Origin of the sequence: Streptomyces sp. NPDC046859 (assembly GCF_040645135.1) — a bacterium.
Lineage (GTDB): Bacteria > Actinomycetota > Actinomycetes > Streptomycetales > Streptomycetaceae > Streptomyces.
In genome coordinates this window covers 20,694-46,314 of sequence record NZ_JBEYXR010000025.1, presented here as the reverse complement: position 1 = coordinate 46,314, position 25,621 = coordinate 20,694, and the positions used below count along the sequence as shown (strand labels likewise).

The 25,621-nt window shown below is 70.8% G+C and carries 24 protein-coding genes and 1 tRNA gene; 15 read left to right on the top strand and 10 right to left on the bottom strand.

The window, feature by feature from the left end; translation table 11 throughout:
• Nucleotides 1-42: 42 nt before the first annotated feature.
• Nucleotides 43-297, bottom strand: a complete 255-nt coding sequence (gene crgA / locus ABZ899_RS29115; RefSeq protein ID WP_062665968.1) for a cell division protein CrgA — start codon at nt 295-297, stop codon at nt 43-45.
• Between the two features lie 141 nt (nt 298-438).
• On the opposite strand from crgA, the gene ABZ899_RS29110 reads away from it, so the two are divergent.
• The 6 genes from ABZ899_RS29110 to ABZ899_RS29085 are packed head-to-tail and all read left to right on the top strand — an operon-like array spanning nt 439 to nt 4,821.
• Entirely contained in the window at nt 439-1,215 is a 777-nt protein-coding gene (locus ABZ899_RS29110) for a DUF881 domain-containing protein (protein ID WP_361351500.1), read from the top strand.
• Between the two features lie 18 nt (nt 1,216-1,233).
• Nucleotides 1,234-1,950, top strand: a complete 717-nt coding sequence (locus ABZ899_RS29105) for a class E sortase (RefSeq protein WP_361351497.1) — start codon at nt 1,234-1,236, stop codon at nt 1,948-1,950.
• Nucleotides 1,951-2,003: 53 nt separating this feature from the next.
• Nucleotides 2,004-2,165: a hypothetical protein gene (locus ABZ899_RS29100; RefSeq protein WP_086866155.1), complete on the top strand. Its 162-nt coding sequence runs from the start codon at nt 2,004-2,006 to the stop codon at nt 2,163-2,165.
• Complete coding sequence (locus tag ABZ899_RS29095; protein WP_361351494.1) at nt 2,162-2,800, top strand: aminodeoxychorismate/anthranilate synthase component II; 639 nt, start codon at nt 2,162-2,164, stop codon at nt 2,798-2,800. The genes ABZ899_RS29100 and ABZ899_RS29095 overlap by 4 nt, the downstream gene beginning before the upstream one ends.
• Nucleotides 2,797-4,041, top strand: a complete 1,245-nt coding sequence (locus ABZ899_RS29090; protein WP_361351491.1) for a class E sortase — start codon at nt 2,797-2,799, stop codon at nt 4,039-4,041. Before ABZ899_RS29095 ends, ABZ899_RS29090 begins: the two co-directional genes overlap by 4 nt.
• Before the next feature lie 6 nt (nt 4,042-4,047).
• Complete coding sequence (locus ABZ899_RS29085; RefSeq protein ID WP_361351488.1) at nt 4,048-4,821, top strand: class E sortase; 774 nt, start codon at nt 4,048-4,050, stop codon at nt 4,819-4,821.
• Between the two features lie 111 nt (nt 4,822-4,932).
• Here the strand turns inward: ABZ899_RS29085 and pknB are convergent, their stop codons facing one another.
• The 6 genes from pknB to ABZ899_RS29055 form a co-directional block, all read right to left on the bottom strand.
• Nucleotides 4,933-6,930 (bottom strand): Stk1 family PASTA domain-containing Ser/Thr kinase, encoded by a 1,998-nt coding sequence (pknB, locus tag ABZ899_RS29080; RefSeq protein WP_361351485.1) that lies wholly within the window; start codon nt 6,928-6,930, stop codon nt 4,933-4,935.
• A gap of 169 nt (nt 6,931-7,099) precedes the next feature.
• A complete protein-coding gene (locus tag ABZ899_RS29075) occupies nt 7,100-8,575 on the bottom strand; it encodes a penicillin-binding transpeptidase domain-containing protein (protein WP_361351482.1) in 1,476 nt (491 codons plus the stop codon).
• The gene (locus ABZ899_RS29070; RefSeq protein WP_361351479.1) at nt 8,572-10,020 is read right to left on the bottom strand and encodes an FtsW/RodA/SpoVE family cell cycle protein; all 1,449 of its coding nucleotides are present in this window, start codon (nt 10,018-10,020) and stop codon (nt 8,572-8,574) included. Before ABZ899_RS29070 ends, ABZ899_RS29075 begins: the two co-directional genes overlap by 4 nt.
• 27 nt (nt 10,021-10,047) lie before the next feature.
• Nucleotides 10,048-11,622 (bottom strand): Stp1/IreP family PP2C-type Ser/Thr phosphatase, encoded by a 1,575-nt coding sequence (locus tag ABZ899_RS29065; protein ID WP_361351622.1) that lies wholly within the window; start codon nt 11,620-11,622, stop codon nt 10,048-10,050.
• Nucleotides 11,623-11,712: 90 nt separating this feature from the next.
• Entirely contained in the window at nt 11,713-12,228 is a 516-nt protein-coding gene (locus ABZ899_RS29060) for an FHA domain-containing protein (protein ID WP_062665985.1), read from the bottom strand.
• Nucleotides 12,229-12,238: 10 nt separating this feature from the next.
• Nucleotides 12,239-13,099: a DUF3662 and FHA domain-containing protein gene (locus tag ABZ899_RS29055; protein WP_361351475.1), complete on the bottom strand. Its 861-nt coding sequence runs from the start codon at nt 13,097-13,099 to the stop codon at nt 12,239-12,241.
• A gap of 559 nt (nt 13,100-13,658) precedes the next feature.
• Here ABZ899_RS29055 and ABZ899_RS29050 point away from each other — a divergent pair.
• Nucleotides 13,659-13,742: transfer RNA gene (locus ABZ899_RS29050), tRNA-Leu, on the top strand.
• A 233-nt stretch (nt 13,743-13,975) separates the two neighbouring features.
• Here the strand turns inward: ABZ899_RS29050 and ABZ899_RS29045 are convergent.
• Nucleotides 13,976-14,626, bottom strand: a complete 651-nt coding sequence (locus ABZ899_RS29045) for an NAD(P)H-dependent oxidoreductase (RefSeq protein ID WP_361351472.1) — start codon at nt 14,624-14,626, stop codon at nt 13,976-13,978.
• Nucleotides 14,627-14,781: 155 nt separating this feature from the next.
• On the opposite strand from ABZ899_RS29045, the gene ABZ899_RS29040 reads away from it, so the two are divergent.
• The 4 genes from ABZ899_RS29040 to ABZ899_RS29025 all read left to right on the top strand — a co-directional run bounded on the left by ABZ899_RS29040 (nt 14,782) and on the right by ABZ899_RS29025 (nt 18,109).
• Nucleotides 14,782-15,144: a helix-turn-helix domain-containing protein gene (locus tag ABZ899_RS29040; RefSeq protein WP_361351469.1), complete on the top strand. Its 363-nt coding sequence runs from the start codon at nt 14,782-14,784 to the stop codon at nt 15,142-15,144.
• A 151-nt stretch (nt 15,145-15,295) separates the two neighbouring features.
• Nucleotides 15,296-16,741: a DUF2252 domain-containing protein gene (locus tag ABZ899_RS29035; protein ID WP_361351466.1), complete on the top strand. Its 1,446-nt coding sequence runs from the start codon at nt 15,296-15,298 to the stop codon at nt 16,739-16,741.
• A 136-nt stretch (nt 16,742-16,877) separates the two neighbouring features.
• Nucleotides 16,878-17,705 (top strand): hypothetical protein, encoded by an 828-nt coding sequence (locus ABZ899_RS29030; protein ID WP_361351619.1) that lies wholly within the window; start codon nt 16,878-16,880, stop codon nt 17,703-17,705.
• Nucleotides 17,706-17,761: 56 nt separating this feature from the next.
• Complete coding sequence (locus ABZ899_RS29025; RefSeq protein WP_361351463.1) at nt 17,762-18,109, top strand: rhodanese-like domain-containing protein; 348 nt, start codon at nt 17,762-17,764, stop codon at nt 18,107-18,109.
• Between the two features lie 37 nt (nt 18,110-18,146).
• Here the strand turns inward: ABZ899_RS29025 and ABZ899_RS29020 are convergent, their stop codons facing one another.
• Entirely contained in the window at nt 18,147-19,280 is a 1,134-nt protein-coding gene (locus tag ABZ899_RS29020) for an acyl-CoA dehydrogenase family protein (protein ID WP_361351460.1), read from the bottom strand.
• Between the two features lie 207 nt (nt 19,281-19,487).
• On the opposite strand from ABZ899_RS29020, the gene ABZ899_RS29015 reads away from it, so the two are divergent.
• The 3 genes from ABZ899_RS29015 to ABZ899_RS29005 are packed head-to-tail and all read left to right on the top strand — an operon-like array spanning nt 19,488 to nt 22,242.
• Complete coding sequence (locus ABZ899_RS29015; RefSeq protein WP_361351457.1) at nt 19,488-20,246, top strand: DUF5819 family protein; 759 nt, start codon at nt 19,488-19,490, stop codon at nt 20,244-20,246.
• The gene (locus ABZ899_RS29010; protein WP_361351454.1) at nt 20,243-21,469 is read left to right on the top strand and encodes an HTTM domain-containing protein; all 1,227 of its coding nucleotides are present in this window, start codon (nt 20,243-20,245) and stop codon (nt 21,467-21,469) included. Before ABZ899_RS29015 ends, ABZ899_RS29010 begins: the two co-directional genes overlap by 4 nt.
• Nucleotides 21,466-22,242, top strand: a complete 777-nt coding sequence (locus tag ABZ899_RS29005; protein WP_361351451.1) for a TrmH family RNA methyltransferase — start codon at nt 21,466-21,468, stop codon at nt 22,240-22,242. Before ABZ899_RS29010 ends, ABZ899_RS29005 begins: the two co-directional genes overlap by 4 nt.
• Here the strand turns inward: ABZ899_RS29005 and paaN are convergent.
• Nucleotides 22,227-23,933, bottom strand: coding sequence for a phenylacetic acid degradation protein PaaN (gene paaN, locus ABZ899_RS29000; RefSeq protein WP_361351449.1), 1,707 nt, complete (start codon nt 23,931-23,933; stop codon nt 22,227-22,229). The two genes, ABZ899_RS29005 and paaN, sit on opposite strands and share 16 nt — an antisense overlap.
• 160 nt (nt 23,934-24,093) lie before the next feature.
• On the opposite strand from paaN, the gene ABZ899_RS28995 reads away from it, so the two are divergent.
• Nucleotides 24,094-25,620: a 3-hydroxyacyl-CoA dehydrogenase gene (locus ABZ899_RS28995; protein ID WP_361351447.1), complete on the top strand. Its 1,527-nt coding sequence runs from the start codon at nt 24,094-24,096 to the stop codon at nt 25,618-25,620.
• Nucleotide 25,621: the final 1 nt, after the last annotated feature.

The following is a 25,621-nucleotide window of genomic DNA, read 5'->3' as shown; positions in this document are numbered from 1 at the left end:
TTCACCGCGAAGCGGCCGTCGCTTCCGCTCCCGCGCGGGCCGTCACTTCCACTGTGTGGAGACACCGAATCCGGCGGCGATGAAACCGAAGCCCACCACGATGTTCCAGTTGCCCAGCGCCTCGATGGGCAGGGAACCGTCGGTCACATAGAAGACGACGATCCAGGCGAGACCGATGACGAACATGGCCAGCATGACCGGTGCCACCCAGGTGCGGCTGGTCAGCTTGATGGCGGTCGCCTGCTTCGACGGCGGCGGGGTGTAATCGGCCTTCTTGCGGATACGTGACTTCGGCACGAGGGTCTCTCCTGTCGATGCGCTGCGTGGCCGCGCAGGGAACTGGGTCGGGCTCGGGGCAGCGTACAAGGGGACACTGTGGGCTCCCCCGGGCGTCCGTTAGCGTAGTGCTTCCGCGGCGCCGAAGGAGATAAGGGTACGTTGAGCAATTCTGCCGAATCCCCCGGTACGGGATCCAGCCCTGTCCGTGGCGGATTCCGGCCCGTACGGGTGCTCACCGCCGCCGTCTTCGCCCTCGCCGGGCTCATCTTCTTCACCAGCTTCAACACCGCCAAGGGCACCGACATCCGTACGGACGCCTCGCTGCTGAAACTCTCCGACCTCATCCAGGAGCGCAGCCACGAGAACGGCCGGCTCGACGAGACCAACGCGGCCCTGCGGAACGACGTGGAGGCGCTCGCCGAACGGGACGACGGCAGCACCAAGGCCGAGGACGCCAAGCTGTCCGCGCTGGAGGTCAGGTCGGGGACGCAGAAGCTGACCGGTGAGGCGATCACCGTCACGCTGAACGACGCCCCACCGGACGCCACCGCCAAGCTCCCCGGCTACCCCGAGCCCCAGCCGGACTACCTGGTCATCCACCAGCAGGATCTCCAGGCCGTGGTCAACGCCCTGTGGGAGAGCGGCGCCAAGGGGATCAAGGTCATGGACCAGCGGCTGATCTCCACGAGCGCCGTGCGCTGTGTGGGCAACACCCTGATCCTCCAGGGCCGGGTGTACTCGCCGCCGTACAAGATCACGGCGGTCGGTGATCCGGAGAAGATGCAGCAGGCCCTCGCGGCCTCGCGGGCGATCCAGAACTACATGGTCTACGTCAACGTCTACGGCCTCGGCTGGAAAGTCACGGAGGACGGGACGGTGACTCTGCCGGGCTACTCGGGCACAGTGGATCTGCAGTACGCCAAGCCCGTGGAGTGAGCCTCACTGGAGCTGCCGGTGCGCGTCGTCGTCAGGGCCGTCAGCGAGCTGTGCCTCACCGTCGGCACGGTGATCGTCCTCTTCGTCGTCTACGTGCTGTTCTGGACCGGCGTACGGGCCGACACCGTCATGGACGACCAGATCGACCAGTTACAGGAACAGTGGGCCCAGAGCGCGATGCGCCCCTCGCCCGGTGCGTCCAGGGCATCCGGCGCGTCGGGCGCGCCGCAGGTGCCCGCCGGCCCGCCGACGCCCGCCCCGTACACGGCGGACAAGCCCTTCGCGATCATGTACATCCCGCGTCTTGGTTTCACGTGGAACAAGCCGGTGCTCGAAGGCACGGCCACCGGGACCCTGAAGAAGGGGCTCGGCCACTACGCGAACACCGCCCGGCTGGGACAGAAGGGCAACTTCTCGGTCGCCGGTCACCGGCGGACCTACGGCGACCCCTTCAAGGACTTCCCCAGGCTGCGCCCGGGCGACGCGGTGGTGCTGACGGACGGAACCTCATGGTTCACGTACAGGATCGACAAAGGCCCCTACAAAACAGTGCCCTCCGACATTGAGGTGATCGCCCCTGTGCCCCGTAAGTCGGGGTATACGCGTGAGGGCCGCTATCTGACGCTGACCACGTGCGATCCCGAGTGGGGGCACAGTCACCGGCTGATCGTGTGGGCGCACCTGGACTCCACACAGCCTGTGGAGGCCGGGAAACCGAAGGCCCTGCGCCGTTAGTCTGGTGACGGTACGGCGTGATTCTGGTGCCGTGGTGCGACGGAAGGGACGGCATGTACGGCTGGATCTGGCGGCATCTGCCGGGGAACGCGTGGCTGAAGGCGTTGATCTCGCTCGTGCTGGTCATGGCCGTGGTCTACGTCCTCTTCAACTACGTCTTCCCGTGGGCCGAACCTCTGCTGCCCTTCAACGATGTGACGGTGGACAACCAGTGAGCGCGCGCATCCTCGTCGTGGACAACTACGACAGCTTCGTCTTCAACCTGGTCCAGTACCTCTACCAGCTGGGCGCCGAGTGCGAGGTCCTGCGCAACGACGAGGTCTCCACGGCCCACGCCCAGGACGGCTTCGACGGCGTCCTGCTCTCCCCGGGCCCGGGCACCCCCGAGGAGGCCGGGGTCTGCGTCGACATGGTGCGGCACTGCGCCGCGACCGGCGTCCCGGTCTTCGGGGTCTGCCTCGGCATGCAGTCGATGCAGGTGGCGTACGGCGGTGTGGTGGACCGGGCCCCGGAGCTGCTGCACGGGAAGACCTCGCTCGTCGAGCACGAGGGCAAGGGCGTCTTCGCGGGCCTGCCGACCCCGTTCACGGCGACCCGTTACCACTCGCTGGCGGCGGAGCCCGCGACCGTGCCCGCCGAGCTTGAGGTGACCGCCCGCACCCACGACGGCATCGTGATGGGTCTGCGGCACCGTGAACTCCCGGTCGAAGGGGTGCAGTTCCACCCCGAGTCCGTGCTGACCGAGCACGGGCACCGGATGCTGGCCAACTGGCTGGCCGAATGCGGCGACGAGGGCGCGGTGGCGAGGTCGGCGGGGCTCGCCCCGGTGGTGGGCAGGGCCACGGCGTGACCGCGCTGCGCCCCGAGCGCGAGTCCGGCACCTCCTACGGGCAGTCCTCCGCGGACTTCTACGGCGGCGCCGGCGACCAGGGCACCCCGTACGGGCAGCAGCCGTACGGGGACCCCGGTGCGCACGGGGACTGGTACGGCGGCACCGCGGCCGCCGCCCCGGCCCAGGGCGGCTACGGCTACGGCAGCGAGCGGTACGGGGCGCAGACGTACGGCACGGAGGAGTACCAGGAGCCGTACGCCCAGCCGCGGTACACGCAGGCGCAGTCCACCCGGCCCCAGCACGCGGAGCCGCAGCAGCCGTACATACCGCCCGCGGACGACGAGACCGTCGCCCTGCGGATAGCCGACACCGCTGTCGCGGCCGGAGCGCGTTCTGGCGCCCCTTCCGCGGAGACCGCCGACGAATCCCCCGTGGGTGGCCGCGCTGCCCGCAGAAGGGCCGCCAAGCGGCGCCATGGACGCCGTGGTGCCGGACGGCCGGACCCGCAGACCGTGGAGACGGAGCCGGACGCTCCCACGGCCCCCCGTTCACGCCTGGAGGCCCGCAGGCAGGCGCGCGCCCGCAAGCCCAGCGCCGCGACGCTGGCGAGCCGGGCCATCGGCGAGGTGTTCATCACCACCGGCGTGCTGATGCTGCTGTTCGTGAGCTACCAGCTGTGGTGGACGAACGTCCGGGCGCACGCACAGGCGGACAAGGAGGCCAGCAGCCTCCAGGACGACTGGGCGAGCGGCAAGCGCAACCCGGGCAGCTTCGAGCCGGGCCAGGGCTTCGCCCTGCTGCACATCCCGAAACTGGACGTCGTGGTGCCGATCGCCGAGGGCATCAGCAACAAGCAGGTGCTCGACCGGGGCATGGTCGGCCACTACGGCGAGGGCAAGCTGAAGACGGCGATGCCGGACGCCAAGACCGGCAACTTCGCGTTGGCCGGGCACCGCAACACCCATGGCGAGCCGTTCCGGTACATCAACCGGCTCACCCCGGGCGACGACATCGTCGTGGAGACGCAGGACAAGTACTTCGTGTACAAGATGGCGTCCGTCCTGCCGGTGACGTCGCCGAGCAACGTCAGTGTGCTGGAGCCGGTTCCGCGGGGATCGGGGTTCACCGAACCGGGCCGCTACATCACGCTCACCACGTGCACGCCGGAGTTCACCAGTAAGTACCGGTTGATCGTCTGGGGCAAGATGGTCGAGGAACGGCCGCGCAGCAAGGGCAAGCCGGATGCGCTCGTCAGTTAAGGGCAGATGAACGTGGCATCGACCACCGACGACACCGAGTACGCGGACCGCTCCGCGACACGTCAGTCCCCGCGCCGGCCGGACCGCCGCCGCCGTCTGGGTCCCGTGGCGGCGGTGATCAGCGTCTTCGGTGAACTCCTCATCACGGCGGGCCTGGTGATGGGCCTGTTCGTCGTCTACTCCCTGTGGTGGACGAACGTCCTCGCCGACCGCGCGGCCGACAAACAGGCCGACAAGGTCCGCGACGGCTGGGCACACCAGGACGACGGCTCCGGCCGTTCCGTCGAGTTCGACTCCGGGGCCGGCATCGGCTTCCTGCACGTCCCCGCGATGAGCAGGAGCGAGATCCTCGTCGAGAAGGGCACGACGTCGAAGATCCTCAACGACGGGGTCGCCGGGTACTACACCGACCCCGTCAAGGCGACGCTGCCGACGTCGGACAAGAAGGGCAACTTCTCCCTCGCGGCGCACCGGGACGGGCACGGCGCGAAGTTCCACAACATCCACAAGCTCGCCAAGGGCGATCCGATCGTCTTCGAGACGAAGGACAAGTGGTACGTCTACAAGGTCTACTCGGTCCTGCCGGAGACCTCGAAGTACAACGTCCAGGTGCTCGGCGACGTCCCGAAGGAGTCGGGGAAGACCAAGGCGGGCCACTACATCACCCTGACGACCTGCACGCCGGTCTACACGAGCCGCTACCGGTACGTCGTGTGGGGCGAGCTGGAGCGGGTCGAGAAGGTGGACGAGCAGCGGACGCCGCCGGAGGAACTGCGCTGATCCGCTGAGACGGACCGGCCCGGGTGTGCCCCGGACACGGACGAGCCCCGGTGTCCTGGAGAGGACACCGGGGCTCGCTCATGCGGTCGGGGGCCGGCCGGCCCCTGCCGGTCAGTTGCCGAAGCCGCCGTTGTTGCCGCCGTTGCCGCCGCCTCCGTTGCCGCCGCCGCCGAAGCCGACCGTGGTCAGCTTGACCGCGGTGTTCGCGGGGTCGGCCTGCTGGCCGGCGTTGGGGTCCTGCCGGATGACGAGGGCGTTGTCACCCTGGTCGCTGCCGTTCTCGAACTGGATGGTCGTGAACCCGGCGGCCTGCAGGGTCTGCTTGGCCTGGCCGACCGTCTGACCGACGACGTTGGGCACCTGCGCCTTCTGCGCGGCCTGCTTGCCGATCTGGATGGTCACCGTGGAGTTCTTGTCGACCTTGCTGCCGGCCGGCGGAGACGTCGAGATGACCTTGCCGACCTGGCTCGGGTCCTGGGTGTCGACCTCGGTGCAGTTGCCGGTCAGGTCGCTGGCCTGCATCTGCGCCTTCGCCTCGTCGCAGGTCCGGCCGACGACGTCCGGGACGGTCGACTTCTCCTGCGCCTTGGCCACGGTCAGGGTGATCGTGGAGCCCTTCTCGACCTCGTCGCCGCGCTGCGGGTCCTGGTCCAGGACGGTGCCGGGCTCCTCGGAGGAGACCTCACGCGTCTCGGTCTTGATCGTGAACTGGAAGTCGTCGCCCTCCAGCTTCTTCCGGGCGTCCTCCAGGCTGAGCCCGATCACGCTCGGCACGGTCACCTTCGGGGCGCCGGTGGACACCACGATGTCGACCGCGGAGCCCTTGTCCACCTTGGTCCTGGAGTCGGGACTCTGCGAGCAGATCTTGCCCTTGGGCTGGTTCTCGCACTCGTCCTGCTTGACCTCGCCCAGCTCGAGGTCGACGTTGGCGAGGAGCTCCTTGGCGGCGCTCTGGCTCTCGCCGATCAGGCTCGGGACGGCGACGGAGTCATTGCTCGCGGTGTTGCCGTCGAAGACCCACTTGCCGATGAGGATGGCGCCCACGAGGACCAGCACGGCCGCGACGGCCAGCAGGATCGTGGAGGTGTTGGACTTCTTCTGCCGGCGTCGGTCGACGCGGTCGTCGTAACCGAAGCCGCCGTCGTCCGGGTTCATCGGCGGCAGCATCGACGTGGCGCCGGCGTCGGTCTGGCGCAGGGCCGTCGTCGCCTGGTCGTCGGGGTAGCCGCCGTAGCCCACCGAACCCATCGCGGCCGTGGCGGCGACGGGCTGGCCGTCGAGGCAGGCCTCGATGTCGGCGCGCATCTCGTCGGCCGACTGGTAGCGGTAGTTGGGGTCCTTCGTCAGGGCCTTCAGCACGATCGCGTCCATCTCGGGCGTGATCTCGGGGTCGAAGACCGACGGGGCCTGGGGCTCCTCCCGCACGTGCTGGTACGCGACGGCGACCGGGGAGTCGCCGACGAACGGCGGACGGACCGTCAGGAGCTCGTACAGCAGACAACCGGTGGAGTACAGGTCCGACCGGGCGTCGACCTGCTCGCCCTTGGCCTGCTCCGGCGAGAGGTACTGGGCGGTGCCGATGACGGCCGCGGTCTGGGTCATCGTCATCCCGGAGTCGCCCATGGCGCGGGCGATGCCGAAGTCCATGACCTTGACCTGGCCGTTGCGCGTCAGCATGACGTTCGCCGGCTTGATGTCGCGGTGGACGATGCCGCTGCGGTGGGCGTACTCCAGGCCCTGGAGGATGCCGATGGTCATCTCCATGGCACGCTCCGGCAGCAGCTTGCGGCCGCTGTGAAGGAGCTCACGCAGCGTGGACCCGTCGACGTACTCCATGACGATGTACGGGATCGACACGTTGTCGATGTAGTCCTCGCCCGTGTCGTAGACCGCCACGATCGCGGGATGGTTGAGCGAGGCGGCCGACTGGGCCTCCCGGCGGAACCGGGCCTGGAAGGACGGGTCGCGCGCGAGGTCCGCCCGCAGCGTCTTCACCGCCACGGTGCGGCCGAGCCGGGTGTCATGCGCGAGGTAGACCTCCGCCATGCCACCACGACCGAGCACCTGGCCCAGTTCGTACCGGCCGCCGAGGCGACGCGGCTCTTCCATAGCTACCTACCAGCCCTCTCCGTCGGTCCCGCCCTCACCCTTGTGGGTGTGGCGGTGGTCCGTCCGGGCATACGGTACCCGGCTCATCCTGCGTGACCTGGCCAAGCCCGTAACCCGATACAGGACCGGTATCGCAACGTGCACCGATGTGAAGGGGACGTGAGCGGGGTCACTTCTTGCTGTTGATGACCGCCTCCATCACGCTCTTCGCGATGGGTGCCGCGAGACCGCCGCCGGAGATGTCGCCGCGGACGGCGTCCTCGTCCTCGACCACCACGGCCACGGCCACCGGCGCGCTGTCGTCGACCTTGGCGTAGGAGATGAACCACGCGTAGGGGTTCTCGCTGTTGTCCACGCCGTGCTGCGCGGTACCGGTCTTGCCGCCGACGGTGGCGTTCGCGATCCGCGCCTTTTTGCCGGTGCCCTTCTCGACGACCGTCTCCATCATCGACTGCAGGATCTGGGCGTTCTTCGCCGACAGCGGCTTGCCCAGCTCCTCCGGGTCCGTCTTCTCGATGGCGTCCAGGTTGTGCGTCTGGAGCTCGTCGACCATGTACGGCTTCATCAGCGTGCCGCCGTTGGCGACGGCGGAGGCCACCATGGCCATCTGTAGCGGCGTCGTGGCGGTGTTGAACTGGCCGATGGAGGACAGCGCGGTCTGCGAGGGGTTCATGTCGTCGGAGAAGACGGAGGCGGTGGCGCGGACCGGGGTGAACTGCTCCTCGGTGAAGCCGAACGCCTTCGCGGTCTCCAGCATCTTCTCGTTGCCGAGGTCCGCCCCAACCTTGCCGAAGACGGTGTTGCAGGAGTACTGCAGGGCGACCCGCAGCGTCGCATCCTTGCAGGGGATGTTGCCCTCGTTGGGCAGCTTGGTGTTCGTCCCCGTCATGACCCACGGGTCGGGGGAGTCCGTCTTCTCGTCCGCGTCCGTGTAGAGGCCGTGCTCCAGCGCGGCGGCCGCGGTGACGACCTTGAAGGTCGAGCCGGGCGGGTAGACCTCGCGCAGCGCCCGGTTGAGCATCGGGTCGGCCGGGTTGTTCTTCTTCTGCAGGCCCGTCCACGCCTTGCTGTCGGTCGTCGTGGAGTTGCCCGCGAAGGACGACGGGTCGTACGACGGGAAGGAGGCCAGCGCCAGGATCTTGCCGGTGGACGGCTCGATGGCCGCGACGGCGCCCTTGCCGCCCTGCGCCTTCAGGCCGTTGTACGCGGCCTTCTGCGCGGCGCCGTTGAGCGTGGTGACGACGTTGCCGCCCTTGTTCTCCTTGCCCGTGATCATGTCGAGGGTGTTGCGGAAGAACAGGCGGTCGTCGTTGCCGGTGAGGATGCCGTCCTCGATGGACTCCAGCTGCGTGGCGCCGAAGGCCTGTGAGGCGTATCCGGTGACCGGCGCCCACATGGGGCCGTCGACATAGGTCCGCTTGTACTTGAAGTCGCTGCCGCTCGTCTCCTTGAAGCCGGTGATGGCCTTGCCGTCGACGATGATGTTGCCGCGCGGGGTGCTGTAGCGCTCGATGATGACGCGACGGTTGTTCTTGTCGGTCCTCAGCTCGTCGGCCTGGACGTACTGGATCCAGTTGTCACGGATCAGCAGGGCCAGAACGAGGAGTCCGCAGAAGACCGCGATCCGGCGTAGGGGCTTGTTCACGGACGGACCACCTGGGTCATCTCGGCGTCGGGATTGGGCGCCGGGGCCGGCGCGGGACGGCGGGCCGTGTCGCTGATCCTGAGCAGGATGCCGATCAGGGCCCAGTTGGCGATCACGGAGGAACCGCCGTACGCCACGAAGGGCAGCGTCATACCGGTCAGCGGGATGAGGCCCATGACACCGCCGGCGACGACGAAGACCTGGAGGGCGAAGGCGCCGGACAGGCCGACGGCCAGCAGCTTGCCGAAGGGGTCGCGGGCCGCGAGGGCCGTGCGCACACCGCGTTCGACGATCAGGCCGTAGAGCAGCAGGATCGCCATGACGCCGGCCAGGCCGAGCTCCTCGCCGAAGGTGGCGAGGATGAAGTCGGAGTTGGCGGCGAAGCCGATGAGGTCGGAGTTGCCCTGGCCGAGGCCGGTGCCGAGGGTGCCGCCGGAGCCGAAGGCCCAGAGGGCCTGCATGGCCTGCTCGGAGTGGATGATGCCGTCCTGGACGCCGGCACGGCTGAGCTTGAACTCGTTCGCCGGGTCGAGCCAGGCATGCACACGCGTCTGGATGTGGGGCTCGAAGCTCGCCACACCGACGGCGCCGACCGCGGACATCAGCAGACCGAAGACGATCCAGCTGGTCCGCTCGGTGGCGACGTACAGCATGATGACGAACATCCCGAAGAACAGCAGGGACGTACCGAGGTCGGTCTCGAAGACCAGGATGAGGATCGAGATCATCCAGACCACGATGATCGGTCCGAGGTCACGGCCGCGGGGCAGGTACAGGCCCATGAAGCGGCGGCTGGCCAGTGCGAGCGCGTCGCGTTTGACCATGAGGTAACCCGCGAAGAAAACGGCGAGGACGATCTTCGCGAACTCGCCGGGCTGGAGCGTGCCGAGGCCGGGGATCTTGATCCAGATCTTGGCGCCGTAGACGTTGGCGCCGAGTCCGGGCACCAGTGGCAGGAGCAGCAGGAACAGCGCACCCGCCATGGAGATGTAGGTGTACCGCTGCAGGACGCGGTGGTCCTTGAGGAAGATCAGGACGGCCACCAGCAGGGCCACGCCCATGGCCGAGTACAGCAGCTGACGCGGCGCCGCCTCGACGAACGTCCTGCTCGCCTGAAGACGCTTCGACTGGTCCAGGCGCCAGATGATGACCAGGCCGAGCCCGTTCAGCAGCGTGGCCAGCGGCAGCAGCAGCGGGTCCGCGTACGGCGCGAACTTGCGTACGGCGAGATGGCCTATGCCTGCCAGCAGGCCCAGGCCGATGCCGTAGGCGAGCAGGCCGGCCGGCACTTCGTCGTTGATCGCCAGACCCACGTTGGCGTAGGCGAACACCGGGATCACGACCGCGAAGACCAGCAACCCGAGTTCGGTGTTGCGGCGGCTCGGCGCGCCGATGGCGCCGATGGTGGACGTGTGGTGCGTCGGCGAGTTCGTAGTACTGCTCATCGTGTGACGGGGCCTCTCACGGCTTGCCTACTGCGTACCGCAGTTCGAGACGACCTTCTGCTCTTCCTCCGAGAGGGTCGGGCCGGGGTTTGGCGTCGCAGTCGGTGTCGGGGAGGTGGACGAGGGAGGTGCGGTCGAAGGGCTGGTCGACGGTGTCGATGTCGCCTTGGACGTGAGGGAGGTACGGGTGGTTCCCGTGGTGCCTCCGGCCTCGCCCTCGCCCGTCTTCGCGTTCTTCTCGCTCTCGGCGGCCTGGCGTTCGGCCCGCTTCTTGCACGCGGACACCTGCAGCGCCAGTTCGTCGATCTTCGCCTGGGCGTCCTTCAGACCGCCTTCGGCGATGGTCGCCTCCACCAGCTTCTGCTGGTAGGGCGGCAGGTACTTGAGTTCGATCTCGGGGTGGTCCTTCTCCACCTTCGACAACGACACCCAGGCCAGGTCCTGGCTGATCCCGCGGTACAGCGCGACGTGCTCGTCGTTGGTGCCGACGTAGTACTGCGTCTGCGTCCAGCGGTAGCCGCCGTACATGCCGCCGCCGATGACGGCGAGCGCGAGGACCGAGTAGAAGGACCTCTTCAGCCACTTGCGGCCCTTGCCGGGCTTGACGAAGTCGTCGTCGGTGTAGGCGCCGAAGCCGGCCGTCGGCACATAGCCGGTGGTGTCGCCGGAGCCGGGCGGGCCGAACTCGCCGCCGCCGCCCTGGCCGGGCACCTGGCGGCCGAGCCCGGAGGCGCGACCCGCGGGAGTCTGCATGATGCCGTTGTCGTGCAGGTGGTGCTGCTGGTTCTCCGCGACCGCGCCGACCACGACCGGCGTGTCGGAGAGCTGTCCGGCGAGAGTGTCCCCGGTGTCCAGGTCGAGGACGTCCGCGACGATCACCGTGATGTTGTCGGGGCCGCCGCCGCGCAGGGCGAGCTGGATCAGCTCCTGGACCGTCTCCTGCGGGCCCTGGTAGCTGGCGAGGGTGTCCTCCAGGGTCTGGTGGGACACGACGCCGGACAGGCCGTCGGAGCAGATCAGGTAGCGGTCGCCGGCGCGGACCTCGCGGATCGACAGATCCGGGTCCACGTGGTCGCCGCTGCCCAGGGCGCGCATCAGCAGGGAGCGCTGCGGGTGGGTCGTGGCCTCTTCCTCGGTGATACGGCCCTCGTCGACCAGGCGCTGCACCCAGGTGTGGTCCTGCGTGATCTGCGTGAGGACGCCGTCGCGCAGCAGGTACGCGCGCGAGTCGCCGACGTGGACGAGGCCGAGGCGCTGGCCGGTCCACAGCAGGGCCGTGAGCGTCGTGCCCATGCCCTCCAGCTGCGGGTCCTCCTCGACCATCGAGCGCAGCTGGTCGTTGGCGCGCTGCACGGCGGTGCCGAGCGAGGTGAGCAGGTCGGAGCCCGGGACGTCGTCGTCGAGCGCGACGATGGTGGAGATGGCCTCGGAGGAGGCGACCTCGCCGGCGGCCGCGCCGCCCATGCCGTCGGCGATGGCGAGCAGGCGGGGTCCGGCGTATCCGGAGTCCTCGTTGCCCTCCCGGATCATGCCTTTGTGCGATCCGGCGGCGAAGCGCAGTGACAGACTCATGCGCACCTCGCCCGTCGGCTCCGGGTACATCCGCACGGTGCCCACCCTCCGGTCGGGAGCGCGCCGGGGCCCGGGGTGGGGGCCACCGCTGCGTGCTCGCTCCGCTCGCTCATGTTCGTACTACTTCCGCAGCTCGATGACGGTCTTGCCGATGCGGATCGGCGCGCCCAGCGGAACAGGCGTGGGGGTCGTCAGCCGCGTTCGGTCGAGGTACGTGCCGTTGGTGGAACCGAGGTCCTCGACGATCCACTGGCCGTCGCGGTCCGGGTAGATCCTGGCATGCCGGCTGGACGCGTAGTCGTCGTCCAGCACGATCGTGCTGTCGTGCGCCCGGCCCAGGGTGATCGTCTGGCCCTGGAGGGCGACGGTCGTGCCGGTGAGGGTGCCTTCGGACACGACCAGCTTGGTGGGGGCGTTGCGGCGCTGGCGGCCGCCGCCCTGCTGGCCGCGCTGCTGCGGCGGCGCGGCGGCCTGGCGGGCGGCCTGCTGCTGCCGCCCGGCCTCTCGCCTGGACCCGCGCTGGGTGACACGCGTACCGAACAGGTCGCTGCGGATGACCTGCACGGCCACGATCACGAACAGCCACAGTACGGCCAGGAAACCCAGCCGCATGACCGTGAGGGTCAGCTCTGACATTGCCCCCGCTTCACCCTTCGGCTTGCCGGTAAATGATGGTGGTGCTGCCCACGACGATCCGCGAGCCGTCGCGGAGCGTAGCGCGGGTGGTGTGCTGCCCGTCCACCACGATGCCGTTGGTGGACCCGAGATCCTGGATCGTCGAGGGCGTTCCGGTCCGGATCTCGCAGTGCCGGCGGGAGACGCCGGGGTCGTCGATCCGCACGTCGGCGTCGGTGCTGCGGCCCAGCACGAGCGTGGCGCGGGAGATCTGATGGCGGGTGCCGTTGATCTCGATCCAGTAGCGGGTGCGTCCGCCGGGCGCCGAGGCGGCGGGAGGACGCGGGCCGCCCGCGGGCTGCGGGTATCCGTAGCCGCCGGGACGTCCGCCGGGGGGCGGCGCGGCCGGCATCGGCGGGGCGGGCGCGGCGGCCGGCGGGTATCCGTAGCCGCCCGGGGCGCCGCCGGGGCGTGCGGCCGGGGCGGGCCCCTGGGGGCCGCCGCCCTGCTGGTTCGTGGAGCCGGCGAGGGTTCGGCTGCGCACCCGGTACAGACCGGTGTCGAGGTCGTCGGCCTTCTCGAGGTGGACCTTGATCGGGCCCATGAAGGTGTAGCGCTGCTGCTTGGCGTAGTCGCGGACCATGCCCGCGAGCTCGTCGCCGAGCTGGCCCGAGTAGGGGCTCAGCCGCTCGTAGTCCGGTGTGCTCAGCTCCACGATGAAGTCGTTGGGGACGACCGTGCGGTCGCGGTTCCAGATCGTGGCGTTGTTGTCGCACTCGCGCTGCAGCGCTCCGGCGATCTCCACGGGCTGCACCTCGGACTTGAACACCTTGGCGAAGGTGCCGTTGACCAGACCTTCGAGACGCTGCTCGAACTTCTTCAGGACTCCCATGGGGCACCTCCTCCGTCGTTGCCTACGTCCTGCATCCCGCGGGGCGGGTACTGCCTTACCTGGTACTGCTTACTGATCGTATCCACGCGCCGGTCGATCGGCTGGTTCCCCCTGTCGGCCGGGTCGACAGGTGTCGACGCCCTCGAAGTTCCCCTGGGAGCTCCCCTTCGAACTCCTCATGGACGGTGTCCTGCCCATGGATCGTAGAGGGGGCCGCAGACCAGTGTCCCGCACCTGACCGCGGACCCCGGTCCGGTCCTGCGGAGATGCGCGGTACCGGTACGAGGTTGATACGTGAACAACTTCTCGCCGATACGGAGCGGACGCGGCTGTGGCCTGGTACGGGCGCCGGCGGACGTCCCCCGCGGTGCGGCCGTGTGTCCCGTCGGTATGAGGCGGGACGTGACTGTGCCGGTGGGCGCGCGCACGTCGTCCGTACGCCGGTCGCACAGCGGCTGCCCGGTCATAAGGGGTGTGAATCCACCCTGGCGAGCGTGCTAATGTTCTGGGTGTCGGAAGGCGCCGGACCGCACGGAAAGGCCCTGAGGACACACCCAATGCGCGGGTGGCGGAATAGGCAGACGCGCTGGATTCAGGTTCCAGTGCCCGAAAGGGCGTGGGGGTTCAACTCCCCCCTCGCGCACAGACGAAGAGGCGGCACCGTGTGAACGGTGCCGCCTCTTCTGTTGTGTTCGCCACGTCGCCGCTCCGAGGGCTCCTCGGCTGCCCCTCTCTGACGGGCTGTCCTGTGATGAAGCTCTCAGGTCGGGCGCGGCGCACTGCCCGCCGCGGCGGCCGTGGTGAGGGCCGTTCGGGCGGGCAGGTCCGAAGGCGGGATGGGCGTGGCCGGCAGGTCACCGGCCGCCTGCGCGGGTGTCAGGCCGCCAGGCGCCGCGCCAGCGTCTTCGCCGTCGTGGCCGCCTCGTCGAGGGCGCGCTCGCGCGAGGCCTCGAACAGCGGGACCAGCTCGGCCATCTTCGGGTCGGCCGGGGCCATGGTGAGCTCCGGCACGATGAACGTGAGATCGGCGCCCAAGAAGTCCTTGAAGATCGCCGACAGGTAGTTCTGCACGTACTCGTATCCCTCGCGCGGGCTGCCCGGGCCGTACGCTCCGCCGCGGCTGGCGACGACGGTGACCGGGGTGCCCTTCAGCGACTGGACCTCGCCGGCGGTGCGGCCGACCAGGATCACGTTGTCCAGCCACGCCTTGAGCGTCGACGGGATCGTCAGGTTGTACATCGGCGCGCCGACCAGGACGGCGTCGGCGGACTCCAGCTCCTCGATCAGCCTCACGCGCTCCGCGAAGGCGGCGGCCTGCTCGGGGGTGTGCGTGGACGGGTCCGTGAAGCCGGCGCTGTGGGCGGGTGCGGAGATGTGCGGCACCGGGTGCGCGGCGAGGTCGCGGTGGATCACCGTGCCGCCGGGGTGCTGCTCCTCCCAGGTCCGCCGGAAGGCCTCGGTGACGGTGCGGGACGAGGAGGTTCCGACGGCGAAGACCGAGGAGTCGATGTGCAACAGGGTGGCCATGACGTCTCCAGAAGGGGATCAAAAGGGCAGGAAGGGGTGAGCCGCCGCCATGAGGGTTGAGCTTTCCTCAGGGGCTATAACTTCGTACTGGACTATGGATAACACAGTTACTTACTTTTTTTCATCCCCACACGACTGCCCAGTACTCTTGAGGCATGGCGGGTGAGGAGCATCACGACGTAGCGAGCTGCAAACGGGTGGACGAGGGCATCACCCGCGTCTTCCAGCTGCTCGGCAAGCGCTGGACCGGGCCGATCGTGTCGGTGCTGACCGCCGGCCCCGCCTACTTCGTCGCCCTGCGCCGGGCCGTCCCCGGGATCAGCGAGCGCATGCTCTCCGACCGGCTCACGGAGCTCACGGCGGCGGGGCTCGTGGTGCGAGAGGTGTACGAGGGACCGCCGTTGCGTGTGGTGTATCGCCTGACGGAGGCCGGTGCCGCGCTGGAGCCCGCTCTGGCGGAGCTGGGCGGCTGGGCGATGAAGCATCTTCCGGAGAAGGACCGGCCCGGTAACTGCTGACGCCGTCCCAGGCCCCGGTCCCTTTTCCACAGGCCCGGAGTTGTCCACAGGCACTGACGCGTTTCGGCCACCACCTGTACGGTCGGCCCGAGTTGATGTTCGTGCGGGAGAGTGGAAGTGCGGGAGCGGGGGATGGGTGGAGGAGGTCGTGATGACCGATGCCGAGCGCGGTGCGAGCGCGGTCGAGTCAGGGTCGGGACCGGGCTCGTGGACCCGCCGGCTGCCGCGGGTGCGCGGGTTCGCCGACCGGGACGCCGGAGGTGAGCCAAAGGCCGAGGGGAAGGCGCTGCGCAAGCGGCTTCCACGAGCGGAGCACGCCCGCTTCGACGTGGACGGCGCCCGCCCGGACGCCGTGACCGCCGTCGAGGAGTCCAACCTCGGCCGGATCGCCGAGCTGACGCCGATACGAGTGGGCCGGATGGCGGCGAAGCCGTTCGCCTTCCTGCGTGGTTCGTCCGCGCTCATGGCGTACGACCTGGCCCGCACGCCCGTGACCGGGATCAGCGCCCAGATATGCGGGGACGCGCACGCGGCGAACTTCGGTCTGTACGGCGACCCGCGCGGCGACCTGATCATGGACCTGAACGACTTCGACGACACCGTTCGGGGCCCCTGGGAGTGGGACCTGAAGCGGCTCGCGACCTCGCTGGTGCTCGCGGGCCGGGAGGCCGGCGCGAGCGAGGACGCGTGCCGCCTGGCGGCGCGGGACGCGGTCGGCGCCTACCGGCGCACCATGCGCCTGCTGGCCCGGCTCCCGGTGCTGGAGGCGTGGCACGCCATCGCGGACGAGGAGCTCGTCTCCCACGCCGACGCCCATGACCTGGCCGGCACCCTGAAGCGGGTCGCGGAGAAGGCGCGGGCCAACACCAGCGGCCGTTTCGCGGCGAAGTCGACGGAGCGGACCGAGGACGGCGGGCGCCGGTTCGTGGACGCGCCGCCGGTGCTGCGCCGGGTCGGGGACGCGGAGGCGGCGGCGGTCGCGGCGTCGCTGGAGGGCTACGTCACCACGGTCCCCGAGGACCGGCACCCCCTGCTGGCGCGGCACGCGGTGCACGACGTGGCGTTCCGGGTCGTGGGCACCGGCAGCGTGGGCACGCGGTCCTATGTCGTCCTGCTCCTGGACCACCGCGGTGAGGCCCTGATCCTCCAGGTGAAGGAGGCGCGCCCGTCGGCCCTGGTCCCGCATCTGGCGACGGCCGGTTTCGAGACGCCGGCGCCGCAGCACGAGGGGCGGCGCGTGGTGCTCGGGCAGAAGCGTATGCAGGTGGTCAGCGATGTCCTGCTGGGGTGGACGACGGTGGAGGGGCGGCCCTTCCAGGTGCGCCAGTTCCGCAACCGCAAAGGCAGCGTCGACCCCGCGGCGCTGACCGCCGACCAGATCGACGACTACGCCCGGATGACCGGCGCCCTCCTGGCCCGTGCCCACGCGCACAGTGCCGACCCGCGCCTGATCTCCGGCTACTGCGGGAAGAACGAGGAGCTGGACGAGGCGATAGCCGCGTTCTCCGTGGCCTACGCCGACCGCACCGAGGCGGATCACGCCGATCTGGTGGCGGCCGTGCGGTCGGGGCGGATCGCGGCGGAGCTGGGGGTGTGAGCGGACCGGCGGCGGGCGCAGCGGCGGTGTTCGAACAGCCGGCGGCCGGGTGGCCTACGCTGGGCGGGTGACTACGCCGGAAGCTGAGCAGTCCCAGGCCGAGACCGCCGACGCGACGGCGCCCGGCGGTGCCGAGGTGCCCGTCGGCGCGGCCGCGCAGGACGGTGCGGCACGGCCCGAGGAGCGGCTGGAGAAGGCCGTACGGGCCGCCGAGCAGGCGTTGATCGAGTACGAGATCGCGGTGGAGACCTTCCGCGTCGAGGTCGACAACTTCTCACGGCTGCACCACCAGAAGCTCGGCCCGATGTACGCCCGGCTCGACGAGCTGGACGCCCGGATCGCCGAGGCGGTCGCCGCGCGCACCGGCGACCCCGAGGACCTGCGCAAGGCCGACGAGGCGCGGGCCCGGGTGATGCCGATGCCCGGCGTCGAGGAGCTGTTCCACGGCTGGATGGACGACTCGGGGCTGTTCCCCGAGGCCGTGGCGATGCTCACGGACCAGCCGGTGCGGCCGCCGCAGCGCGTGCGTCCCAGTGAGGAGGCGCGCAAGCTCTACCGCGAGCTGGCCCGCAAGGCGCACCCGGACCTGGCCCAGGAGGCCGACGAGCGCGCCCGGCGCGAGGAGTTCATCACCCGCGTCAACGCGGCCTACGCCCGGGGCGACGAGGCTCTGCTGCGGGAGCTGGCCGAGGAGTGGGCGGCCGGGCCCAAGCCCGCGGAGCAGGGCCCGACGCCGGCGGAGGAGCTGTACGCCCGCCTGGAGTGGCTGGCCCAGCGCAAGGAGATGCTCACCCTGGTCGCGAAGGAGCTGGAGGAGAGCGCGATCGGGTCGATGCTCCGGCTGGCTCCCGACGACCCCGACCGCCTCCTCGACGAGATCGCCGAGCAGCTTCTGGCGCAGGTCGCCGAGCGGGAGACGGAGCTGGCGGCACTGCTCGCGCAGGCGGACGGCACCGGGGCCTGAGAGCGCGGCGTACCGTGCGCCCGCGGTGCGGGGCGCGGGTCGGGTAGCGTCGGAGTATGCAATTCGGATCTGGCGTACCGGCGGTCGAGGTGACGGACCTCAAGGACGACGACTTCCTGCTGGACGTCCGCGAGGACGACGAGTGGCAGGCGGGTCATGCCGAGGGCGCCCTGCACATTCCCATGAGCGAGTTCGTGGCGCGCTACGGCGAGCTGACCGAGGCCGCCCCGCAGGACGGGCGGGTACATGTGATCTGCCGTTCCGGCGGGCGTTCGGCGCAGGTCACGATGTACCTCGCCCAGCAGGGCGTCGACGCGGTGAACGTCGAGGGCGGCATGCAGGTGTGGGCCGCGTCGGGGCGTCCCGTGGTGACCGACGACGGCGGGCCGGGGCACGTTCTCTGAGGCGTCGGCGCGCTTCGGCCGGCCGTCGTCGCCGCCTTCACCCCAGGGGATGGGCCGCCAGCAGGTCGCCGAGGGTGTCCTCATGGGCCGCGGCCGGGCCGAGCGAGAGTTCCAGGTGCTTGGCCCAGGCGTGATAGCGGTGCAGCGGATGCTCGACGTCGGCGCCGAGGCCGCCGTGCAGATGCTGCGCGGTCTGTACGACGCGCCGTACCCCGTCCGAGGCCCAGATCTTGGCCACGGCGACGTCCGCGGCGGCGGGCAGGGCGCCGGGCGCCCCCGAGCCGATCCGCCAGGCCGCCTGCCACAGCGCGGCCTCCATCGCGCACAGGTCGATGTAGCGGTCGGCGCACTGCACGGCGACCGCCTGGAAGGTGGCGACGGGATGCCCGAACTGCTCGCGCTTCGCCACGTAGGCGGAGGTCATGTCGAGGACCCGTTCGCCCAGTCCGAGGGCGAGCGCGCAGGTCCCGGTGGCCAGCAGGTGCCGTAGCCACTCCCAGGCGTCCGGGGCGTCGATCACGTCCCGCGCGGCGATCCGTACCGCCTCCAGGCGCAGTTCCCCCAGTCGTTCGCCGCTCGTCGAGAACTGCTCGGCGAGCGAGAGGCCCGCGGCCTCGCGCGGCAGCACCGCGAGGACGGTGCGGTCGGCGGGGGTGCGGGCCGGGACGACGACGAGATCGGCGTCGTACGCCCAGGCGACCGCCGTCTGTGTCCCGTCGAGCAGCCAGTCCCGGCCGTCCTGCCGGGCGGTCACCGCGAGTTCGGCCGGGCCGTGCCCGGTGCGGCCGTGCGCGGCGACGGTCAGGACGAGGTCCCCGCGTCCCGCCCGGCGCAGCACGCGGTCCCTCAGTTCCCCGGTGCCGAACGTCTGGACGGCGGCCGCGGCGGCGCAGCTCTCCAGCAGTGGGACCCGGGCCAGCACTTTCGCGGACTCGCGCAGGACGAGGCAGAGCGCGATCGGGTCGAGGCCCGCTCCGCCGTACTCCTGCGCGAGCAGCAGGCTCAGCAGGTCCGCCTCCGCCAGCCGGTCCCACAGGGCGCGGTCGAAGCCGTCGGCGACGGCGCCCGGCACGCGGGCGGGCGAGGGCACCGCGTCGGGAGCGACCCCGGCGAACACCCCGCGGGCCGCCTCGGCCGCCGCCTGCTGCTCCTCGGTGAAGGTGAAGTCCACGGTCCCTGACCTTTCGCGCGTCCGGCACGGCGATCTGACGGATCGTCAAGATAGAACAGGTTCTAGAAGAAGGGAATGCCGCCGCCCGGACCCCCGTATGGTGTGGGCAACGGCGGCCCGGCAGGGGCTGTGCCCGGCGGGCAAGCCTGAGTACCGTTCCCGTGCGACGCCTGGGAAAGACGGACCGGAATCGGGAAACGGGGCAGGATGGACGCGCACGAGGCAGGCTCGGCCGTGTGGCACGGGCCCGGCGGGGAGCCACGCGACGCTCCGGCCGCCGACGTGCCCCCGCTCGCCCCGGAGCCGGAAGCGGAACCCCGTCCGGGAGTGGCGGCCCTCTCCCTGCGGTACCAGATCGCCGCGGCCCTCGCCCTCGCGGTCGTGGCCATCACCGTCTGCGTCCACACCGGCATGGTCTTCCTGCACGTCGCGCCCTCGAACACGGTCACCAAGCAGCACGGCCAGGCGATAGACGACTGGATATATCCGGAGTTCGAGCAGAACTGGAAGCTCTTCGCGCCCAACCCGCTCCAGCAGAACATCGCCGTCCAGGCCCGCGCCGGTGTCGCGACCGCCGACGGCCGGATCCTCACCACCCGCTGGTACGACCTGTCCGCCGAGGACGGCCGGTCCATCGACGGCAATCCGCTGCCCAGCCACACCCAGCAGAACGCGCTGCGCCGGGCCTGGGACTTCTTCGTCGCCACGCACGACGCCCAGAACCGCCCGGTGGGCCTGCGTGGAGCGCTCTCCGAGTCGTATCTGCGGCGGATCGTCGAGCTGCGTCTGGACCGGGAGGGCGCGGCCGGCGAGGGCGGCGTCGTGGAACGCGTCCAGGTGCGCTCTCGCACCACCAATGTGCGCCCCCCGAAGTGGAGCGACGAGCGCGTCTCCGGCCGGCCCACCTACCGCGTCCTGCCCTGGTGGCGGATCCCGGAGACGCGTGGGCGGGAGGACGCCCGGTGAACCGCGTCGCCCTCGCGGTCTCCGCCGCCATCGCCCGGATGACCGAGTCCGCCCTCGGCCCGTACCAGACGGCCGTGATCCGGATCGGGTTCACGGCGACCTGGCTGCTGTTCCTGCTGCGGGAGTTCCCGCACCGCCAGGAGCTGTACGGGCCGGACGGCCCCTGGGACTTCGACCTCGCCCAGCAGTTGGTCGGGACGAACGGGGCGTTCACCGCCCTGATGTGGTCCGGGAGCCAGGTCTGGTTCGAGACCGTCTACGCCTTCGCCGTGCTGGCGTCGGTGCTGCTTCTGCTGGGCTGGCGCACCCGCACGATGTCCGCGCTGTTCATGGTCGGGGTGCTGTCGCTGCAGAACCGCTCGGTCTTCGTGGGCGACGGCGGCGACAACGTGCTGCACCTGATGTGCGTCTACCTGGTCTTCACGCGCTGCGGCCAGGTCTGGTCGCTGGACGCGCGCCGGGCCCGGCGCGCCGGTGAGGCACGCGCGCGGGGAGAGCGCGTCGGCCCCGACCGGGTGGGCCCGGCACTGTGGGCGGTGCTCGGTCTGGCGCTGGGCGCGGTCACCGCCCTGGGCCGGCTGGACGGGGACCCGACGATTCCGATGATCCTGTGGACGGTGTGGCTGGGCACGGCGCTGTGGTGGGTGGTGGACCGCCGGGCGCGCACCGACCAGCCCCGCATCCTGCTCGACGTCGTCGGCAACATCGCGCACAACGGCGCCCTGCTCGTGATCATGGCGGAGGCGTGCCTGATCTACGCGACCGCCGGCTGGTACAAGATCCAGGGCTCCCGCTGGCAGGACGGCACGGCCGTCTACTACCCGCTGCACCTCGACTACTTCTCGCCCTGGCCGGCCCTCGCAGAGCTGCTGTCCGCCAGCGGCACCATGGTCCTGCTCATCACCTACGGCACGGTCCTCGTCCAGGTCGCCTTCCCCTTCACCCTGTTCCACCGGAGGGTGAAGAACGTCCTGCTCGCCGCGATGATGACCGAGCACGCCGTGATCGCGGTCGTCCTCGGGCTGCCGTTCTTCTCGCTGGCGATGATCGCGGCGGACGCGGTGTTCCTGCCGACGCCGTTCCTGCGCCGGGTCGGCGACGGGGCGGCCCGCGCCCGGGCCCGGCTGGGGCGCGCGCTGCGGCGCCGCGACGGCGGGGTGCGGGTGCCGGAGCCGCGCACCCCGGAGGACCCGGAGCCGGCGCACGTAGGCTTCACGGCATGACCGACCCCGCCACCGGTGCCGTGCGCGTCTGGCACCGCCTCTCCGGCACGGCCGTCCTGCTCGACGGCTTCCACGCCCTCAAGCACGCCGTGCGCTTCGGCGCCGAGATCCCGGTGGCGGTGGCCGTCGACCGCAAGGCCGCGCTCGCCCTCGCCGAGGAGCTGGCCCCGGACGTGCGGGACGCCCTGGACGCGCGGCTGACCGAGGTGACGGAGGCGGAGTACGCCTCGCTCGTGCCGCGCCCGCACCCCACCGCGGTCGCCGCGCTGGCCGTACGCCCGTCCCGCGAGGCCAACCTGGCGAGGCTGGGGCGGCCCGGGCGCACCGCCCCGGTCGTGGTCCTCGACGATCCGCGCCACCTCGGCAACGCGGGCGCCGTGATCCGGCTGGCCGCCGGGTTCGGCGCGACCGGCGTGGTCACCACCGGCACCCTGGACCCCTGGCACCCGACGGTCGTGCGCGGCGGGGCGGGCCTGCACTTCGCCACGGCCGTGGAACGGCTGGCCGTGGCGGAGCTGCCGCCGGGCCCGTTGTTCGCGCTGGACCCGGAGGGCGACGACATCCGGGGTGTGGAGATCCCGGACGGCGCCGTCCTCGCCTTCGGGTCCGAGCGCGTCGGTCTGTCAGCCGGGCTGCGCGCGCGGGCCGACCGGTCGGTGGCGCTGCCGATGCGCCCCCAGGTCTCCAGTTACAACCTGGCCACCAGTGTGGCGATGACCCTGTACCACTGGAGTCTGACCCGGGGCGCCCTCCCGGCTCAGGACAGGCCCTGAGCCTCGCGGCGGACCTCGACGACACGGAAGCGGTTGGCGACGAACGCGCCGTCGCACAGCGCCGCGTTGGCGGCCGGGTTGCCGCCGGAGCCGTGGAAGTCGGAGAACGCGGCCGTCTGGTTGACGTACACGCCGCCCGTGAGGTTCAGCGACAGCTGCGCCGCCTCCTCGAAGCACACCTCCTGCACGGCCTGCTCGACCTCCTCGTCGGTGGTGTACGCCCCGACGGTCATCGCGCCCTTCTCGCGCACGGTGCGCCGCAGCAGCTCCACCGCGTCGGCCGCCGAGTCGACGGCGACGGCGAACGACACCGGCCCGAAGCACTCGCTCATGTAGGCGGCCTCGTCGTCGGGCTTGGCGCCGTCGAGCTTCACGAGGACCGGGGTGCGCACGACCGCGCCCGGGAACTCGGGGTGGGTGATCTCCCGTGAGGCGAGGGCGACCTCGCCGAGACCGTGGGCGGCCTCCAGCCGGGCCTTCACGTCCGGGTTGACCAGGGCGCCGAGGAGCGCGTTCGCCCGGGCGTCGTCGCCGAGGAGGCCGTCGACCGCGCGCGCGAGGTCGGCGACGACCTCGTCGTAGGTCTTGGGGCCCTGGTCGGTGCGGATGCCGTCACGCGGGATGAGCAGGTTCTGCGGGGTGGTGCACATCTGTCCGCTGTACAGGGACAGCGAGAACGCCAGGTTGGACAGCATCCCCTTGTAGTCGTCGGTGGAGTCCACGACGACCGTGTTGACGCCGGCCTTCTCCGTGTAGACCTGCGCCTGGCGGGCGTTGGCCTCCAGCCAGTCGCCGAACTCGGTGGAGCCGGTGTAGTCGATGATCCGGATCTCGGGGCGGGTCGCCAGGGCCTTGGCAATGCCCTCGCCGGGGCGCTCGGCGGCCAGCGCCACCAGGTCGGCGTCGAAGCCGGCCTCGGTGAGGACCTGCCGGGCGACCTGGACGGTGAGCGCGAGCGGCAGCACCGCGCGCGGGTGGGGCTTGACCAGGACGGCGTTGCCGGTGGCGAGGGAGGCGAACAGGCCCGGGTAGCCGTTCCACGTCGGGAAGGTGTTGCAGCCGATGACCAGGGCGATGCCGCGCGGGACGGGCGTGAACCGCTTGTTCAGCGCCAGCGGGTCGCGCTTGCCCTGGGGCTTGGTCCACTCGGCGTTGTCGGGGGTGCGGACCTGCTCGACATACGCGTAGGCCACCGCCTCCAGGCCGCGGTCCTGCGCGTGGGGGCCGCCCGCCTGGAGCGCCATCATGAACGCCTGGCCGGAGGTATGCATGACCGCGTGGGCGAACTCGTGCGTCCGGTCGCTGATCCGCTTGAGGATCTCCATACAGACCACCGCGCGCGTCTCGGCGCCCGCGTCCCGCCACCGCCGCATGCCCGAGCGCATGGCCGGCAGCAGCTCGTCGAGGGCCGCGTGCGGGTACTCCACGCCCAGCTCGATGCCGTACGGGGAGACCTCGCCGCCGACCCAGCCGTCCGTGCCGGGCTGGCCGAGGTCCAGGCGGCTGCCGAGGAGGGCGTCGAAGGCGGCCTTGCCCGCTGCCGCGTCCAGGCTGCCGCTCTCCCCGTAGGCCTTGGGGTGCTCCGGGTGCGGGGACCAGTAGGCGCGGGTACGGATCGCCTCCAGGGCCTGGTCGAGAGTGGGCCGGTGCTTGGCGATCAGCTCGTGGGCGGTGAGTTCGGCGGTGGCCATGCGGGACCAACTCCTCGTTTCCTGAGCTCTCCGTCGAGCTCATGACCTGGGCAGAAACATGGGCAGGAACAGGCGGTCAGAGTTAGAGTAACCGAACGATCGGTCGGTTCAAGGGGGTCCGCCGCATCTGTGGAAAACCCCGTGCGGGAGGATCGCGTCCATGACAGCACTCGACCTCAGCAGCCCCGTGGCCGTCGTCGGCACCGGCACCATGGGCCAGGGCATCGCCCAGGTCGCACTGCTCGCGGGGCATCCGGTACGGCTGTACGACGCCGCTCCCGGACGGGCGCGGGCCGCGGCCGACGCCATCGTCGCCCGGCTGGACCGGCTCGTGGCGAAGGAGCGGCTGACCGGCGCCGACCGCGACGCGGCACGGGACCGACTGCTGCCCGCCGAAGCGCTCGGTGACCTCACCGACTGCGCCCTGGTCGTCGAGGCCGTCCTGGAGCGTCTCGACGTCAAGCAGGAGCTGTTCCGCGAGCTGGAGGGCATCGTCGGCGAGGACTGCCTGCTCGCCACCAACACCTCGTCCCTGTCGGTGACGGCCATCGGCGGCGCGCTGGACCGTCCGGGCCGGTTCGTCGGGCTGCACTTCTTCAACCCCGCCCCGCTGCTGCCGCTGGTCGAGGTCGTCTCCGGGTTCGCCACCGACGTCACGTCGGCCACGAGCGCGTACGAGACGGCCCGCGCGTGGGGCAAGACGCCGGTCGCCTGCGCCGACACCCCCGGCTTCATCGTCAACCGCATCGCGCGGCCCTTCTACGCCGAGGCGTTCGCGGTCCACGAGGCGCAGGGCGCCGACCCCGCCACCATCGACGCGGTGCTGCGCGAGTGCGGTGGTTTCAAGATGGGCGCGTTCGAGCTGACCGACCTCATCGGGCAGGACGTCAACGAGTCCGTGACGCACTCGGTGTGGCAGTCCTTCTTCCAGGACGTGCGCTTCACGCCCTCGCTCGCCCAGCGGCGCCTGGTCGAGTCCGGCCGGCTCGGCCGCAAGACCGGGCACGGCTGGTACGACTACTCCGACGGGAGCGGCGCCGACGGGCGGCCCGAGCCGCACACCGCCGAGCCCGGCCGCACCCCCGCGTACGTCGTCGCCGAGGGCGACCTCGGCCCCGCCTCCGAGCTGCTGGCGCTGATCCGCGAGGCCGGCATCCCGGTGCGCGAGGAGGACGAGGACCACGGCACCCGCCTGGTGCTGCCGAGCGGCGGCCAGCTCGCGCTCGCCGACGGGCAGACCTCGGTGGAGTTCCGCGACGTCGTGTACTTCGATCTCGCCCTCGACTACCGGCGGGCCACCCGGATCGCGCTGTCCGCCTCCCAGGACACCTCGCCGCAGACCCTCGCCGAGGCCACCGGGCTCTTCCAGGCGCTCGGCAAGGACGTCAGCGTCATCGGCGACGTCCCGGGCATGATCGTCGCCCGTACCGTGGCGCGGATCGTCGACCTGGCCCACGACGCCGTCGCCAAGGGCGTCGCCACCGAGGAGGACATCGACACCGCGATGCGCCTGGGCGTCAACTACCCCCTCGGCCCCTTCGAGTGGAGCCGCAGGCTCGGGCGCAACTGGGCCTACGCCCTCCTCGACGACCTGCACCTGCGCGATCCGTCGGGCCGCTACGCGCCGTCCCTCGCGCTGTACCGCCACGCCTACGCCTCCGACAAGCGCCAGGGCGGCTCCTCATGAC

Bases quoted from the DNA above. Each gene is read 5' to 3' on its own strand.
- ABZ899_RS29100 (WP_086866155.1), top strand. From the start codon at position 2,004: ATGTACGGCTGGATCTGGCGGCATCTGCCGGGGAACGCGTGGCTGAAG.
- ABZ899_RS29085 (WP_361351488.1), top strand. From the start codon at position 4,048: ATGAACGTGGCATCGACCACCGACGACACCGAGTACGCGGACCGCTCC.
- pknB (WP_361351485.1), bottom strand. From the start codon at position 6,930: ATGGAAGAGCCGCGTCGCCTCGGCGGCCGGTACGAACTGGGCCAGGTG.
- ABZ899_RS29070 (WP_361351479.1), bottom strand. From the start codon at position 10,020: ATGAGCAGTACTACGAACTCGCCGACGCACCACACGTCCACCATCGGC.
- ABZ899_RS29065 (WP_361351622.1), bottom strand. From the start codon at position 11,622: ATGTACCCGGAGCCGACGGGCGAGGTGCGCATGAGTCTGTCACTGCGC.
- ABZ899_RS29060 (WP_062665985.1), bottom strand. From the start codon at position 12,228: ATGTCAGAGCTGACCCTCACGGTCATGCGGCTGGGTTTCCTGGCCGTA.
- ABZ899_RS29055 (WP_361351475.1), bottom strand. From the start codon at position 13,099: ATGGGAGTCCTGAAGAAGTTCGAGCAGCGTCTCGAAGGTCTGGTCAAC.
- ABZ899_RS29045 (WP_361351472.1), bottom strand. From the start codon at position 14,626: ATGGCCACCCTGTTGCACATCGACTCCTCGGTCTTCGCCGTCGGAACC.
- ABZ899_RS29040 (WP_361351469.1), top strand. From the start codon at position 14,782: ATGGCGGGTGAGGAGCATCACGACGTAGCGAGCTGCAAACGGGTGGAC.
- ABZ899_RS29035 (WP_361351466.1), top strand. From the start codon at position 15,296: ATGACCGATGCCGAGCGCGGTGCGAGCGCGGTCGAGTCAGGGTCGGGA.
- ABZ899_RS29025 (WP_361351463.1), top strand. From the start codon at position 17,762: ATGCAATTCGGATCTGGCGTACCGGCGGTCGAGGTGACGGACCTCAAG.
- ABZ899_RS29015 (WP_361351457.1), top strand. From the start codon at position 19,488: ATGGACGCGCACGAGGCAGGCTCGGCCGTGTGGCACGGGCCCGGCGGG.
- ABZ899_RS29005 (WP_361351451.1), top strand. From the start codon at position 21,466: ATGACCGACCCCGCCACCGGTGCCGTGCGCGTCTGGCACCGCCTCTCC.
- paaN (WP_361351449.1), bottom strand. From the start codon at position 23,933: ATGGCCACCGCCGAACTCACCGCCCACGAGCTGATCGCCAAGCACCGG.
- ABZ899_RS28995 (WP_361351447.1), top strand. From the start codon at position 24,094: ATGACAGCACTCGACCTCAGCAGCCCCGTGGCCGTCGTCGGCACCGGC.